Source organism: Billgrantia endophytica (assembly GCF_002879615.1).
Classification (GTDB): Bacteria; Pseudomonadota; Gammaproteobacteria; order Pseudomonadales; family Halomonadaceae; genus Halomonas; species Halomonas endophytica.
Window position 1 is genome coordinate 36,536 of sequence record NZ_PNRF01000046.1, and the last position, 15,693, is coordinate 52,228.

Consider the following 15,693-nt stretch of genomic DNA (forward strand, 5'->3'; position numbering starts at 1 on the left):
GCTCAATGATGCTGCGAGGCCGCTTCCTGGGCCTCGAGCATCTCCACGAGAGGCTGGAACTGTTCACGGTTGTGTTCGTTCATGCGCATCAGTATGCGATGAGCCTCGAGGATACGTTGGCGGGTCGCTTCGATATCTGCCGGGATCTCGGGTAGGTCGCACAACGCGCAAGCCTCGGTGATGGGCGCTTCGAGCAGGGTAAAGAACTGTGCAAACCCCATGACTTCCAGCATTCGCTGGACATCGGGGTGATGGACCACGATGGTCGGCTTGTGCTCGATCTTGTCCTTGACGGCCATGGCCACCTTGGCCAGGAAACCAAGGGCGGTGGAATCCACGTTGGTGGCCTCGCGCAGATCGACAATCAGGGATTGCAGCCCAGGCGTCTCGGCAAGTTGCTGAGCCTGGGTATCCAGCGTGGCACAGAGCGTCAGCCGCACGTCGCCGCAAAGCTTCAGTACGAAAACGCCTGATTCGAACGCCGCTTTGACACGGCCTTCATTCGTGATCATCGCCAAATCCACTCAACATCATGATGGTCAGGTCGTCGGGCAGTTCCTCGCCGCTGTGCTCCCCTTCCGTGACGATATCCCGGGGGGCGTTCAAGGCCAGGCTGTCTCGAAGTCGCTCCAGCGTCGCACAGGTCAGAACACGTTGCTCGAGCTCCCTGAGCCGCATGTCGAGCGTATCGCCCGGCAGGCACTCCAATACTCCATCCGAACACAACCATAACCTGAAGTTCGACGGCAACCTATACTTCAAACGTGGATACTCCACATTTCGAAACAACCCCACCGGCATGCCTTCCCCGGGAAGCTCCATGACTTTCCCGTCAGCCACCAGCAGAGGCTTGGGCAACTGAGCGCCCAGCGAATAGTGAAGCCAGTGATCGCGATGGTCAATGACCGCAACGAACAGAGTGGCATGCTTGCCGATTCCGGTATCCAGCAATTCCTGGTTCAAGGCCGTCAGCCATTGGGCTGGAAGCTGGTCGGGGTTCTTGCCATCCCATTCGCTCAGCCAGCGATTGCAGAGGTACTTGAGCAGCACCGTAACGAACGCCGACGAGGCGCCGTGACCCGACACATCGGCAAAGTACAAGAGCGTGTAGCGGTCGTCAAAACGCTGGAAATCGAGGAAATCGCCGGACAGGTAGAGCGAAGGCACCAACCAGTAGTCACAGGTCACCCCGCCCAGTGTCTGGGGATGGGGCGGCAGCAGCTTGCGCTGGATCTGACCGCCCGCCTGCTGATCAAGCCGCAACAGGGCAAGGTGGGTCTCCAGGCTCTCATTGAGCTCTTCCAGATGCTCGTTGAGCTCGGCCAGGTGTTCCCGATCACGGGTTCGCTCATCTTCCAGGCATCGCAGCTCAATGGCCTTGCGGATCATACGCCTCAGCAGCTGACCATGCAGCATGGGCTCGACGACGTAATCCACCAGGCCTACATCCACGGCTGTCAACAGGTCCGCATCGAGCCGCGAGTCACTGACCACCACCGTGGGCAGGCGCTCGGTCAAGCTGGACCATTCCAGACTCGGCACCGCTCGTGCATGGGCGACAATCAATGACGTGCCTGTCGGCAGATCTTCCAGCCTTTCGGCGGCCAGGACCGCCAAGCCATCACGGGCGATGGTATCGGCCAAGGCATCGCGATACGCGCCAGGCTCATCGAGTACGCCAATCAACGGCTTGGATGCATCCATGGGATCAGGCCTCAATCGGCGAAATCAGAATCGTCGAAATCCGTGTCGTCGAAATCGAAATCGTAGTCATCGCTGGTAAACGGGTCGTCGCCCAGTTCCCCATCGCTGACTTCGAAGCGTCGTCTCTGGAGGTAGGCATCACGAATGAAGACGTAGCGATCCCCTCGAATGAGCTCTTCCTGGTCCAGGAAACCGGCACGAATATCCACGATGCGTAGCGCCGTCAACCCGTAGCGTACCTTGTCGTCTTCTACATGAGTAAGGGGGTAAGTATAGGCGTCAAGTGGCAATCCGGCCGTATCGCGCACCGTGCTGGGCCCCAGGAAGGGCAGCACCAGATAGGGCCCTTCGGTGAGCCCCCAGACACCCAGTGTCTGGCCGAAATCCTCGTCGCGACCGGTGATCTCCATATGGGTCGCGAAATCCCAGAGACCGCCGATTCCGACCGTGGTATTGATCAGGAAGCGCGAGGTGGCAATGCCGGCATTACCGGGCTTGCCCTGCAGCAGACTGTTGATGACCGTACGTATCTCGCCCAGGTTGGAGAAGAAGTTCCCCACCCCGGTCTGTACCGGCTGTGGCGTGACGGTTCGATAGCCTCGAGACACCGGCTTCAGCACCGCTCGGTCCACCACCTCGTTGAAGGCGAACACCTGGCGATTGAAACCCTCCCAGGGATCATCCGGGTGGCGGTCCTCGACCGGGATATTACCGGCACAACCCGCCAGCATGGCGACTGCCATAAAGGCGCCCAGGATTCGGCTGATGGAGCCGGTTCGCTCATAGGCCATCGAAAGTGTCTCCCCTCACCGTCACGGTTTGTGGTTGCTTCATTGACGACGCACCACCACGCAGCCGGCACTGTATCCCGCTCCGAAGGAGCAGACCACCCCTAGCGCATCCGGAGCCAGGTCGTGATGATGCAGGTGAAACGCAATGATCGAGCCCGCAGAGCTGGTATTCGCATAGCGATCGAGGATGATCGGCGCCTGCTCTGCCCCAGGCTCACGTCCCAGTACCCGGCGGGCGATCAGGTCATTCATATGGCGATTGGCCTGGTGCAGCCACATGCGCGAGAGATCCTCGCCAGCCAGTTCGAGACTGGCCAGGTGGTCGGTGATCAACGCCGCCACCATGGGGCAGACCTCCTTGAACACGCGCCGCCCCTCCTGGACGAACAGCTTGTCCACCGACTGCGGGTCGCTGTCGGTGACCCGATTGAGGAAGCCGGCATTGTTGCGAATCGCGTTGGAGAAGCGCGTGACCAGGCGCGTACCGAGAATCTCGAAACGCCTCTCCGCCGTCGCGACCCCGGCATTCTCCAGCACGACGGCCGTGCAGGCATCGCCAAAGATGAAGTGGCTGTCGCGGTCCCGGAAATTGAGATGCGCCGAGCAGATCTCCGGACTGACCACCAGCGCGCGCGTCACGCTTCCGGAGCGAATGGCATTGGTGGCCATTTCGATGGCAAAGGTTGCCGAGGAGCAGGCCACGTTCATGTCGAAGGCATAGCCCGCGGCCCCCAGTGCCGCCTGCAACTCCACGGATACCGCCGGGTAGGGGCGCTCCAGGTTGGAACAGGCGACGATGACCATCTCGATATCGGCGGCCTCGACATTCGCGGTCGCAAGCGCCTGGCGGGCCGCGGCAAGCCCCATCTCGCACTGGATGGAGTGTTCGTCATTGCCACGCCGGGGCAGGTGTGGGCGCATGCGGCCGGGGTCGAGAATCCCCTCGGCATCCATGACATAGCGGCTGTGAATGCCCGAAGCCTTGACAATGAATTCGGTGCTGGAATGGGCCAGCGGTGCCATGTCGCCTGCCTCGATGGCCGAGGCATGGCGGGCATTCTCCGCATCGACCCAGGTATTGAATGCCGCTACCAGGGCGTCATTGTCGATGGCGTGTTCCGGTGTGAAGAGTCCTGTACCGGTGATCACGACGTCTGTCATGGTGCTCTCCTTACGTGCGGCCGTCGGCCGCTTGTTCTCCGCCGGACATCGACTGGGCCGCTATCCGGTTCTTCATGGTCGGTTCATGTCCCGCAGCATGCTCGGCCCCACCTGTCGACTCAGCCTGGCCCGATCAGTTCGTTCCAGCGCCGCTCCAGCCGCTTGGTCGAAACGGGCATGAGGGTTCCGAGCTGCTGGGCAAACAGCGAGACCCGCAGCTCTTCTATCCACCAGCCAAATTCGACCAGTTCGGGATCCTCATGCCCTCCACGCCGCTGGCTTTCTCGTCGTGCCGCCAGGCGCGCCTCGAAATCCTGGACCTGCTGCATGTGCATCTGGTCGCGCATGCGCTCGCGCGGCGCCTTCTCCAGACGTATCACTGCCGCCTCCATGTAGCGCGGGTACTGGTCGAGCCATTCACCAGCTTCGCCGACGAACCCCGGATGTACCAGGCGCTGCATCTGATTCTTGATATCACTGTACACCAGCGCCAATGCCAGGCTGAGATTCCCCTTCAAGGCCTTGGTGACCACCAGGTGCCCTTCGAGAGCCGACCGCAGGGTAGCCACCATGGCCTCGCCCCGTGGAACGAGAGACTCGGCATGGCTGGCGATACGAGCCTCCAGCGCGCCGCGTGAACGAGGGAGCGGCGTCGTGGCCAGCACTTGGGTAAAGACGGCTTCCGTCACATCCTCGACGAGCTGACGCCGGCTTCCCACCTTGGCAAAGAGCAGCGCGCAGGCATCGAGCCCGCCGAGCCGCTCGATGGCCCTTACCTGGTTCGGCAAACGCGCCATGGCAAGCCGCGCCACCCCGCGCCGGTGAGCCTGAGTCGCCTTGCCGGGATGGTCGAAAAGCTCGACGCGAAAGGCATCGTCCTTCGGCACCAGCGCCGGATAGGCCTCGACACGTATCCCGGCCTGTGTCGTCACCCTGGACTCCGGTAACGGCGTCTCGGGCAGGTCGCCCACCGTCGCCTCGGAGCCGGCTTCAGCGGCCAGCGCCCGGGCGCCCTCCCCCGCGGCTGCCTCGAAGCGGCGCTCGAGTTCCCGGGCATCCCGCCCCTGGCCGAGCTCACGGCCCTGGTGGTCCACCACTTTCAGGTTCATCACCAGATGCGGCTCAAGCTGATCGCTTCGCCAGTCGTCAGGGTGGAGGCGAACCCCCGTCTTGCGGCGAAGGAACTCACCCAGTGCCTTCGTCAGCGGCACGTCATCCGGTGCCAGTGACTCGAGGGCCGCATCGACCCAATCGGGTATCGGCACCACCTGGCGTCGAATCGCCTTTGGCAGCGACTTGAGCAGTGCGATGCACTTGTCCCGCAACAGGCCTGGCACCAGCCACTCCAGTCGCGCCAGCGACAGCTGTGGCAGCATGGCCGCCGGCACCGTCAGGGTGACACCGTCATCGGGAGCGCCTGGCTCGAAGCGATAGCTCAGCGGATAGCGCACCCCATTGAGCACCAGCTCATCCGGGTACTGAGCCTGGGTGACATCATCGGCTTCCCGGGCCAACAATGCCGCACGGTCGAACTTGAGAATGGCAGGATCGTCACGCTCGGCACTCCTGCGCCAGTGTTCGAATCCCTTGCCGTTGTGGATGTCCGCGGGAAGGCGTGTCTCATAGAAGTCATGGAGCGTTTCTTCATCGACCAGAATATCTCGTTTGCGCGCCCGGTCCTCCAGGTCCTCGACTTCCTCGACCAGGGCGCGATTGTAGTCGAAGAACTCACCCTTGGTGCGAAACTCCCCCTCGACCAGGGCCCGGCGAATGAATAGCTCACGGGACTCCTGCGGTGCAATCGGCCCGTAATGAACCTTGCGCCCGGCGACGATGGGAAGCCCGAAGAGGGTGACCTGCTCATTGGCCACCACCTGGGCTCGCTTCATCTCCCAGCGGGGTTCGCTGTAGGTGCGCTTGACCAGATGCCCGGCCAGCGGCTCGATCCACTGCGGTTCGACCTTCGCCACCGTTCGTGCGAAGAGCTTGGTCGTTTCCACCAGTTCGAAGGCCATCAGCCACTTGGGTGATCTTTTCGCCAGCCCCGAGCCCGGATGAATGAAGAACTTGCGGTTGCGTGCACCCAGGTACTCCCGGTTCTCGGTGAGCAGCCCGAGATGAGACAGCAGCCCGGGCAGCAGCGCCTTGTGCAGTTGCACGGCACTCTCGCGACGCGCCCTCTCCTGGCCTGAGTCACTTTCGCCATCGCCCTTGGGAAGCGACACGGGCGGCGGCACGTCGATATCCATGTCACGCAGCAACTGGCGCAGCTGACGGAAGGTATCGTGCCACTCACGCAGACGCAGGTAATTCAGGTAGTGGTCCCGACACCAGCGGCGCAGGCGGTTGCCGGACAGCTCATCACGCGCGGCCTCGAAACCATTCCACAGATTGAGCAGCGCCACGAAATCGGAGTCCGGATCCTGCCAGCGACGGTGAGCCTGGTCGGCGGCCTCGCGCTTGTCGGCCGGCCGATCGCGAGGATCCTGAACCGCCAGCGCGGAAACCACGATCAGCACCTCGCGTAGCCCTCCCTGTTCCGCCCCGGCCAGCACCATCCGCGCCAGCCGCGGGTCGATGGGGAGCCGGGCGAGTTTTCGCCCCATCGGCGTCAGGCGGTTGGACGAATCCACCGCGCCCAGTTCGAACAGCAGCCGGAAGCCGTCCTTGATGAAACGCGCATCGGGCGGGTCGACGAAAGGAAAGGCTTCGATATCGCCCAACTTCAGCGACAACATCGAGAGAATCACCGAAGCCAGGTTGGTGCGCCGGATCTCCGGGTCGGTGAACTCGGGTCGTGACAGGAAGTCTTCCTCGTCGTAGAGCCGGATGCACACGCCCTCCGCCACGCGGCCACAGCGCCCCTTGCGCTGGTCGGCGCTGGCCCGGCTGATCGGTTCGACCGGCAGGCGCTGAATCTTCGACCTGTAGCTGTAGCGGCTGATGCGCACCAGCCCCGGGTCGACGACGTAGCGGACACCGGGCACGGTGAGGGAGGTTTCGGCCACATTGGTGGCCAGCACGATGCGCCGCCCGGCATGAGGGGTGAAGACCCGGTTCTGCTCGGCGTTGGAGAGCCTGGCATAGAGCGGCAGGATATCGGTGCCCTTGAGGTCGGCCCGGCGCAGGGTATCTGCGGCCTCGCGGATCTCCCGCTCCCCCGGCAGGAAGACAAGGATGTCGCGCGGCCCATGAAACCAGCGCTTTTCGCGCTCGATACTCTCGATCTCCTCAACGGCCTGGAGGATACCTTCCTGCAGGGTGCGGTCGGCCTCGTCGTCGGCCTCACGAACCAGCGGGCGATAGCGAACCTCCACCGGATAGGTTCGTCCCGAGACTTCGACCACGGGCGCCGGCCGCGGCTCGCCGTCACGTTCCGGCTGGGCGAAATGCTCGGCGAAACGCGCCACATCGATGGTCGCGGAAGTGATGATGAGCTTGAGGTCGGGACGACGCGACAGGAGTCGTTTCAAATAGCCGAGGAGGAAGTCGATATTGAGGCTGCGCTCATGGGCCTCATCGATAATGATCGCCTCGTAGCGCATCAGGTCCGGGTCGTTTCGCGTTTCCGCCAGCAGGATACCGTCGGTCATCAGCTTGATCAGCGTGGCATCGGTGGTCTGGTCGGTGAAGCGAACCTGGTAGCCGACCTGTTCCCCCAGCGGTACCGCCATCTCCTCGGCCAGGCGCGTCGCCACCGAGCGCGCCGCGAGCCGCCGTGGCTGGGTATGGCCAATCAGGCCACGACGCCCCAGCCCCAGCTCGAGGCAGAGCTTGGGGAGCTGGGTCGTCTTGCCGGAGCCCGTTTCACCAGCCACCACGATCACCTGGCTGTCGCCCAGCGCGGAGAGGATATCCTTTCGCCGTTCCGCCACCGGCAGCGAAGGGGGATATTCCAGCGTGACCGGCAGTTCGGCACGCCTGGCCACCAGGCCAGCCGAACGTTCGATATCCCGGGCAATCTCGGCCAGCCCGCGATCCACCGGCTTCCCCTCCTTCACCCGGTGGGCGAGCCCACCCAGGCGACGTGCAAGGGCGGCACGATCACGCAGCATGACCTCTCCGAGCGCCTGGCGCAGGCGCTCGAGTTCGGCAGAATCGCGGGGGGCGGCGCTGGAATCTGAACGTGTTGCGGTGGTCACGACATCCTCACGCAAATGGAAAAAACCTGCCCGCTCCGTACAAGACGGAACGGGCAGGTCATTGTAACGCCGGCAACGAGGCCACGGCTAATGCGGGACCGCGTTGCCCCGTGGCGTTGCGCTCGTCAACCGCGCAAGAAGCAACCTCTCAGCCGAGCCTCACGACTGCTCGGTACCGGACGGCTCCTCATCGCGCAGCTGTCGACGCAGCACCTTGCCAACATTGGTTTTCGGCAGTTCATCGCGGAATTCGACGAATCTTGGCACCTTGTAGGCGGCCAGCTCCTTCTTGCACCACTCACGCAGGGTCTTTTCGTCCAGGCTGTCGTCCTTGGCCACCACGAACAGCTTGACCGCCTCACCGCTGCTCTCGTCCGGTACGCCAACGGCAGCCGATTCCACGATACCGGGGTGTGTTGCCACGACATCCTCGATCTCGTTGGGATAGACGTTGAAGCCGGAAACCAGAATCATGTCCTTCTTGCGGTCGACGATCTTGATATAGCCGTCATCCTGCAGCACGGCGATATCGCCGGTGTGGAACCAGCCATCCTCGGTCAGCACCTTGGCGGTTTCTTCATCAAGGTTCCAGTAGCCCTTCATGACCTGAGGGCCTTTGACACACAATTCACCCGGCTCACCGAGAGGCTGGGTGTTGCCGTCCGCATCGACGGTCTTCACCGATGTGCCGGCCACCGGCTTGCCGATTGTCCCCAGTTGAACGGCATCCACGGGATTGAAGCTGACGATGGGCGACGTTTCGGTCAGGCCATAACCCTCGGCAATGGTGCAGCCGGTGATCTCTTCCCAGCGCTGGGCTGCCGCCTTGGTCAGAGCCATGCCACCGGAAATGGTCAGATGCAGCTTCGAGAAATCGAGACTACGGAAGTCGTCGCGATTGCACAGGGCATTGAACAGGGTATTCAACCCGATGAAGCCGGTAAACGGGACCCCTTTCAGCTCCTTGACGAAGTTATCCAGGTCGCGGGGGTTGGTGATGAGAATGGAGTGATTGCCGGTTTCCATCAGGAACAGGCAGTTCACGGTGAACGTGTAGATGTGATAGACCGGCAGGGGGGCGATGACGACTTCCTTGCCCTCCTCGAGCCCTGGGCCGATCGCCTGGCGAGCCTGGAGCATGTTGGCCACCAGATTGCAGTGCGTCAGCATGGTCCCCTTGGGCATGCCCGTGGTGCCACCGGTATATTGCAGCGCCGCGATGTCATCCATTTCGCGCTCCACCTCACGATGGTTGCGCGCGGCCCCATCCTTCATGGCCTTGCGGAATGAAATCGCCATGGGCAGCGAATAGGCCGGCACCATTTTCTTGACGTACTTGACCACGGCATTGATCAGGAAGCGCTTGGGGAAGCCATACAGGTCGCCCAACTCGGTGACCAGCACATGCTCGATATCGGCACGATCCAGCACCTTCTCGAGCTTATCGGCCATATTGGCCAGGATCAGGATCGCACGGGCGCCGGAATCCTTGAACTGATGTGCCATCTCCCGCTCGGTATACAGCGGGTTGGTGTTGACCACCACCAGCCCTGCCCGCATGGCTCCGAACACCGCGACCGGAAATTGCAGGACGTTGGGCAACTGGATGGCGATACGATCGCCGGGTTGCAGGCCGGTTTCGTGCTGCAGCCAAGCCGCAAAGTCACCGGAAAGGCGATCCAGCTCGGCAAAGGTGAGGGTCTGTCCCATGCAGGTGAAAGCAGGGTTATCAGCAAACCGCTTGACCGCCACATGAAACACATCCATGAGCGATCGATATTCCTCCATGCCCTTGAGCTCGGGTCCATTCAAGGTCTGGGCGTTGGCGTGCTCAGTCATCAGCTAATCTCCGCAGCATGATCGACGTCGGTTGCTCATCATCGAGCTCGACAGTTTTTTTATTGTGGGCAGTCCCCTACGATATACCAGGCACCGCGCCACTGTAAAACGATCGATTTAAACAGCCGTTCATAGATACGGACATCCGTTCCCTGGTGGCGGACTGCTTCTTCCAAAGCTGGGCAAGAAACGACGAAAAGGCAAGTTCGGACCTTCCACGCCGCATGGGGGCCAACGCTCACGCTTCGTCAAGAAAGCGGGCCTGGATCTTGCCGTGCTGCCATACCAACAGCTCACCCGGCACCATGCGCACCCAATCTTCATTACTGGTCAACGGCTCGGTCGCCACCACCGAAACGATATCATCCGGAGTCGTATGTTCCGCGAAGTTCACGGTCAACTCGGCATCGGAGAGCTCCGCCTTGCCGAACGGTGCCCGCCGGGTGATGTGGGCCAGCTTCGTTGAACAATAGGTGTAGAGGTACTCCCCATCGGCCAGCAGCAGATTGAAGACGCCCATGCCGCGCAACTGCTCGCACAGGAGATGGAGGAGACGCCAGAACCCCTCCCTCTGCTCTTCCTCCTGCGACGGGGCTGCGGGAAAACGGCTGCGTAATTCACCCAGTAGCCAGCAGAAGGCATGCTCGCTGTCGGTATCACCCACCGAACGATAGTAGCTCAGCGGCAGAGCCTGCCAGCCTTCAAGCTGGCCGTTGTGGGCATAGCACCAGGTACGCCCCCACATTTCCCGGGTGAAGGGATGGGTGTTGGCCAGGCGCACTTCACCGACGTTGGCCTGGCGAATATGGCTGAGGGCGATATGGGACTTGATCGGATAGTCGCAGATCAGTCTAGCGATCGGTGATCGAACCGAAGGGTGGGGGTCCCGGAAATCACGGTAACCACCGGCTTCGTAGAAGGCGATTCCCCAGCCATCACGATGCGGGCCGGTGCCCCCGCCGCGGTGCAGGAAGCCTGTAAAGCTGAAGCAGATGTCGGTGGGCACGTTAGCGCTCATGCCCAACAGCTCACACATGGGGCTCCTCCCGTTGAGCGGTCCGCGGCTGGCGGTGGCGCCGGCTCCAGGCGACAGCCAGCAGGCACAGCACGACCACGAGGCCTACCCCCCAGAGTAGTGGATCGCGTTCGCTGTCCTTGAACCGCCGGTCAATGACAGGCCGCCAGTCGTCCCACCGCTCCTGCGCCAATTGCGGTAGCTTGTCGACCAGCGCCACGAAGCGTTCGACCACCCCCGTCACCGTTGGCGAAGAGTGGCTCTCCCGAATGGGGGACAGCTCTTCATGGAAACGCTCGATATCCAGCGTCGACTGCAATTCGGCCCGGTCGATGCCCGTCGGTCCTTCCGGGAACAACATGAGTTGCGGCAGGCGAAGCTCGCGGGTCTGGCCATTCAGGGTGGCCTGGCCGCGCAATAGCAACGGTTGGCTGAGATCGCGGTCCAGCTCAGGCAACGCCAGCTCCCAGCGCCGTTCATCCAGCGGCCGGGCCTCGAGCCGTTCCCCTTGCAACTGCCCGTGCAGGCGGGTGTTGTCATGATCCAGGGCAGGATGCTCGGCCGCCAGCAGGACACGCTCGCCCGCCTCGTCATGGAGAGCCGTGACCGCGGGCATCACGTTCACCGCCTGGGAGCGCTGCCGTCGAAACCCCTGCCCTTCGGCTCGCAACACAAGCTGGGCAGTGCCCGTCAGGGCCGGCGCCGGCAGCGTCCCGACAAAACGCCCTTCCTGGGGTGTCAATATGGCTGCCGACTGGGTTGCCCCCGATTCGTCACGCAGCTCGGCGGTAATTCGAAGATGGCCCGGAAGCGCCTCTTCCTCCAGCATCGCGCCATCCCTGGCAAGCCAGGCTTCGACCGGCACGTCGAAGCCCAGATAGAGCGTTCCCGGCAAGCCAGCGCTCTGCAGCGTCAGCGGCGAGGAAATCGTAATCCGGCTTTCACGCCCCACATCGCCTTCCACTTGCCACTGGCCGGGCATCGGGTCCGGCACCTGGATCAGGTCATAGCGGGGTTCGCTTCGCCAGCGGGCGCCATCCGGTGGATCCTCCACGGTAAAGCGCCTGCCATCCGGTGCAATCAGCGTCGGTGCACCCTCTTCGCGAAACAGCAGCGCGGTAAATCCCTTCAGCCCGGGTTCGATCAAAAAGCGCGAGTCGGTCAGGGGTACTCGATCGGCCGGATAGACACGATCGACAATATTGAGAAAGGCGCCCAACAGGGCGTCGGGGGAAGCCACGAGGGCGGAAAGGCCGCCCGTCTGCCGGGCGAGGCGCTCCACCAGGTCCAGGTCGGCCTCATCGGAAAAGGCAATCGCGTGAATGGCGACACCGTCATTGGCCAGTCGAGGTCCCATGTCCTCCAGAAGGGTTCGGCGCGAGCCGCGATCGATCTGCGGCTTACTGCCACGCCAGGGAGGCAGGTCGATCATGCCGTCGGTCAACAGCACGAGATGACGCCAGCCGTCGGCCTCGGGCTCCGCCGCTGCGCGTATGGCGGCCTCGATGTCGGTGAACTGTTCATAGTCCACCAGCTTCGACGTCATGCCCATGGCCCGCTCGCGCCATTCGTCGTTGACCGGACTCAGCGGCAGCGGGTTGGCCACCCTCTCGCCAAAGGTCCAGACCCCAGCCGACGCACCGCCGGGCAGCAACTCGACCAACAGCTCAAGCGCATCGGCAGCCAGCTGTTCCGGATCGTTATGCCGCATGCTGCCGGATACGTCGATGATCACCCTGATATCGGGGTGTTCTGCCGCCAAAGGGGTAGCGTAGAGGCTACCCGACAGCAACGCAGGTCCCACCAACCCTGCCAGCCAATGCCATCTACTCTGTACCCTGCCCATGGGGCTCCCTAGCCGATATTCGGCTCCCGGCGTTCTCGCGGTTCGCGGGATTTCCCAGCGCCGCGGCCATTCCGCCTGTCGTTTTTTTCATTCTTTTCCCCATACCCTGCGCCCGGACGAAGCATCCGCCACTGCAGCAAGCCGACTGCCAGCCCCAGCCCCCCTCCAGCGGCCACAAGAAGCGCCGATGACGTGAATACCGAGCTGTTCCGCTCGAGAATGGCGACCGTCGCCACCACTACCGCCGGCGCCATGCCAGTATAAAATTCACCCTCTTCGACCAGTGGCAACCTGAAGCGCGTTGGTACCCAGAGAACACCCGCCACCGCCCAGGCAATGGGCAACCGCAGCACGCGCGGCAGGAAAGCCAGTCCCAGGTAGCCGGCCACGAGGACCAACAGCGACAAACCCAGATAGGTCAGCCATAGTAGGGGCATTGAATCGGTAGTGAACATTGATACCTCTGGTAACGTGACGGCCCGCTGATAGACGGACCGATCAGGACGGAAATCATCTATAGTATGGTACACGCGACCCAATGAAAGCACAGCTGCCACGCCACGCGCTCGATTCGTCATCTTCCAACCAATCCCGATCACCCGTCGCCCGCTTCCGACGTGCCGATGACCCCGAATGGCACTGGCTGGAAGATCGTGAGGACCCGGACGTCAGCGCTTTCCTGGAGGCTGCGAACAGGGAGTCGCGCGACTGGATGGCACCACTCGACAGCCTTGCCGAGCGCCTCTATCACGGTCACCTGGCGCGACGGGAACTGAGCGTGCTCGGCCTGCGCACACCATTGGATCATTATACCTACTGGAGCGAAACCGCGGCAGCCGCCGATTATCCGGTATGGTGGCGTCATCCCAACGGTAATGCAGAGGCGGCAACGCCCTTTCTCGACCTGCAGGCCCGTGCCGAAAGGCAACCGTTTCTCGAACTGGGCGACATGGCACTGTCACCGGACGAAGAGTGGCTGGCCTGGACCGAAGACATCAGCGGCGACGAGCGCTATACGCTCTATCTCATGCGCCTTGCGGATGGCGACCCCGTGGTGCTGCTCGAGGATATCGCGCCGGAGCTCAGTTGGGCGGAAGACAATCGCACCCTGTTCTTTACCCGCTTCGATGCCACCCTGCGCCCGGATAGTGTCTGGCGACTGCCGGTCATGACCGATGGTACCGGCCGACCCGCGGCTGGCGAGCCGACACGGGTGCTGGAGGAGCGGGATGCCGAGTTCTGGGTCGGGCTGGGCAAGACACGTTCGCGGGAGTGGCTGGTACTCGAGACCGCTTCCAAGGATACCAGCGAATGCTACCTGATCCCCGCCAAGGCGCCGGATCAGCCGCCACACTGCTTTCGCCCACGCGAGAAGGGTGTGGAATATGCCCTGGACCACCGTCCGGGCCATTTCTATATCCTGCATAACCGCGAGGCCCCCCACTTCTGCCTCGCCATGGTGGATGAAGCCACCCCAGAGGCAGGGTGGCAGCCACTGATCGCTCACCGGGACGACGATACCCTGGAGGGCGTGGACGCCTTCTCCTGGGGGCTGGTGGTCACCGAGCGCGACCACCACGAGGCCCAGGTGCATATCCGTGTCGTGGAATTCGATGCGGGACATGCCATCGAGCGCGACGAACGCTTGCCACTACCCGAAGCCCCCTGCAGCCTGGCACTGGGTGACATGCCCCATTTCGACAGCCGCCGCCTGCGTCTGCGCGAAGAGTCCTTCGTCCTGCCGGTGCGCTGGCTCGAGCATGATCTGGATAGTGGCGAACGCCGGCTGCTCAAGACCCAGCCGGTCCACGGCGACCTGCAGCCTGACGACCTCTGTTGCGAGCGACTATGGGCGCGGGGACACGATGGTGCACGCATCCCCGTTTCGGTGGTCATGCGTGCCGACCTGACTGGCCACCCGCTCCCTACCCTGCTCTATGGCTATGGCGCCTACGGCGAGGTGCTCGACCCCTGGTTTTCCGTCGCCCGCCTCGAGCTGCTGAGCCGTGGCGTGGCTTTCGCCGTCGCCCATGTACGGGGTGGAGGCGACCGGGGAGAACCCTGGTACCTGGCGGGCAAGCTGGAGCACAAGGAAAACAGTTTTCGCGACTTCCTGGCGGCCCGAGACGCCCTGGTCGACCAGGGTTTCAGCGATGGTGGACGCATTGCCGCCTATGGCGCCAGCGCCGGGGGCCTGCTGGTAGGCGCCAGCCTGAACCTTGAACCCGAGGCGTTCTGTGCCGCCGTACTGGACGTTCCCTTCATCGACGTGCTGCGCACCATGGAGAATCCCGACCTGCCGCTGACGACCGCGGAGTACACCGAATGGGGCAACCCGGAGGACCCGGACGTTCGAAACAGGATTCTCGGCTATTCGCCACTCGACAACCTGACTGCCCAACCCTATCCCCCCTTGTTCCTGCAAGGAGGCTGGAATGACTCACGCGTGCCCTATTGGGAGCCTGCCAAGCTCTATGCCCGCCTGACCGAGCTCGGCTCCGCTCGCGGCCCCGTGCTGCTGCGGACGGACATGGAAGCCGGCCACGGTGGCGCCTCGGGCAGGTTCAAGGCCTGGCATGACAGTGCTCGCCAGGACGCGTTCATCCTGTGGGCGCTGGGAGTGGAAGAAAGGGCCATCGAGAAACCATAGCAAGACGGTATGCCACCGGCATGGAGGGAGCCTGAGGCATGGAGAGACAGGAGCATGGTGAGCCGCAGTGAACCATGCCATACCGGGCTCAGCCATCGATCGGCAGGATCGCGATGATATGGTCCTCCAACTGCTCGTCGGGGACATCCTTGTGGGATACCGCAAAGCTGCGCACGCTGACGCCCTTGCGATGAACCCGTTCCGGGTCGCCGGAAACGAGGGGGTGCCAGGCAGCCAGCTTGCGCCCTTCCGCCACACGGCGATAGGCACACGAACGGGGCAGCCAGCGGAATTCCTCGATGCGCGCCGGGGTCAGCCGGGTACAGTCCGGCACGCGTGACAGGCGATTCTCATAGTCGCTGCAACGACAGCTACGTATGTCGAGCAGCTCGCAGGCGACACCAAGAACGGCCAGCTCACCGGTTTCGTCGTCCTGGTACTTGAGCAGGCAGCACTGGCCGCACCCATCGCACAGGGCTTCCCACTCTTCGGTGGTCAGCTCATCCAGGGGGTACTGCTCCCAGAAACGCTCTCGCATCGACTCT

The 15,693-nt window shown here is 62.9% G+C and carries 11 protein-coding genes; 1 reads left to right on the forward strand and 10 read right to left on the reverse strand.

Annotated features, from left to right (window positions below):
* Positions 1 to 2: 2 nt before the first annotated feature.
* From C1H69_RS21645 to C1H69_RS21685, 9 genes are all read right to left on the reverse strand, one after another.
* Complete coding sequence (locus tag C1H69_RS21645; protein ID WP_102655462.1) at positions 3 to 512, reverse strand: STAS domain-containing protein; 510 nt, start codon at positions 510 to 512, stop codon at positions 3 to 5.
* On the reverse strand, positions 499 to 1,704 hold the full coding sequence (locus C1H69_RS21650) for a PP2C family protein-serine/threonine phosphatase (RefSeq protein WP_102655463.1): 1,206 nt from the start codon (positions 1,702 to 1,704) through the stop codon (positions 499 to 501). Before C1H69_RS21650 ends, C1H69_RS21645 begins: the two co-directional genes overlap by 14 nt.
* An 11-nt stretch (positions 1,705 to 1,715) precedes the next feature.
* The gene (locus C1H69_RS21655; protein ID WP_102655464.1) at positions 1,716 to 2,495 is read right to left on the reverse strand and encodes an MlaA family lipoprotein; all 780 of its coding nucleotides are present in this window, start codon (positions 2,493 to 2,495) and stop codon (positions 1,716 to 1,718) included.
* 39 nt (positions 2,496 to 2,534) lie between these two features.
* Positions 2,535 to 3,656: a beta-ketoacyl-ACP synthase III gene (locus C1H69_RS21660; protein ID WP_102655465.1), complete on the reverse strand. Its 1,122-nt coding sequence runs from the start codon at positions 3,654 to 3,656 to the stop codon at positions 2,535 to 2,537.
* Between the two features lie 119 nt (positions 3,657 to 3,775).
* Positions 3,776 to 7,798 (reverse strand): ATP-dependent RNA helicase HrpA, encoded by a 4,023-nt coding sequence (gene hrpA / locus C1H69_RS21665; protein ID WP_102655501.1) that lies wholly within the window; start codon positions 7,796 to 7,798, stop codon positions 3,776 to 3,778.
* Positions 7,799 to 7,957: 159 nt separating this feature from the next.
* Positions 7,958 to 9,637: an AMP-binding protein gene (locus C1H69_RS21670; protein WP_102655466.1), complete on the reverse strand. Its 1,680-nt coding sequence runs from the start codon at positions 9,635 to 9,637 to the stop codon at positions 7,958 to 7,960.
* 238 nt (positions 9,638 to 9,875) lie between these two features.
* Complete coding sequence (locus C1H69_RS21675; protein WP_102655467.1) at positions 9,876 to 10,673, reverse strand: class II glutamine amidotransferase; 798 nt, start codon at positions 10,671 to 10,673, stop codon at positions 9,876 to 9,878.
* Entirely contained in the window at positions 10,666 to 12,498 is a 1,833-nt protein-coding gene (locus C1H69_RS21680; RefSeq protein ID WP_102655468.1) for a VWA domain-containing protein, read from the reverse strand. The genes C1H69_RS21675 and C1H69_RS21680 overlap by 8 nt, the downstream gene beginning before the upstream one ends.
* Positions 12,499 to 12,506: 8 nt before the next feature.
* Positions 12,507 to 12,953, reverse strand: a complete 447-nt coding sequence (locus C1H69_RS21685) for a hypothetical protein (protein WP_102655469.1) — start codon at positions 12,951 to 12,953, stop codon at positions 12,507 to 12,509.
* A gap of 83 nt (positions 12,954 to 13,036) precedes the next feature.
* Between C1H69_RS21685 and C1H69_RS21690 the strand changes: the two genes are divergently transcribed.
* Positions 13,037 to 15,148, forward strand: a complete 2,112-nt coding sequence (locus C1H69_RS21690) for a S9 family peptidase (RefSeq protein WP_102655470.1) — start codon at positions 13,037 to 13,039, stop codon at positions 15,146 to 15,148.
* A gap of 88 nt (positions 15,149 to 15,236) precedes the next feature.
* On the opposite strand, the gene C1H69_RS21695 is transcribed toward C1H69_RS21690, so the two are convergent.
* On the reverse strand, positions 15,237 to 15,686 hold the full coding sequence (locus C1H69_RS21695) for a YcgN family cysteine cluster protein (RefSeq protein ID WP_102655471.1): 450 nt from the start codon (positions 15,684 to 15,686) through the stop codon (positions 15,237 to 15,239).
* Positions 15,687 to 15,693: the final 7 nt, after the last annotated feature.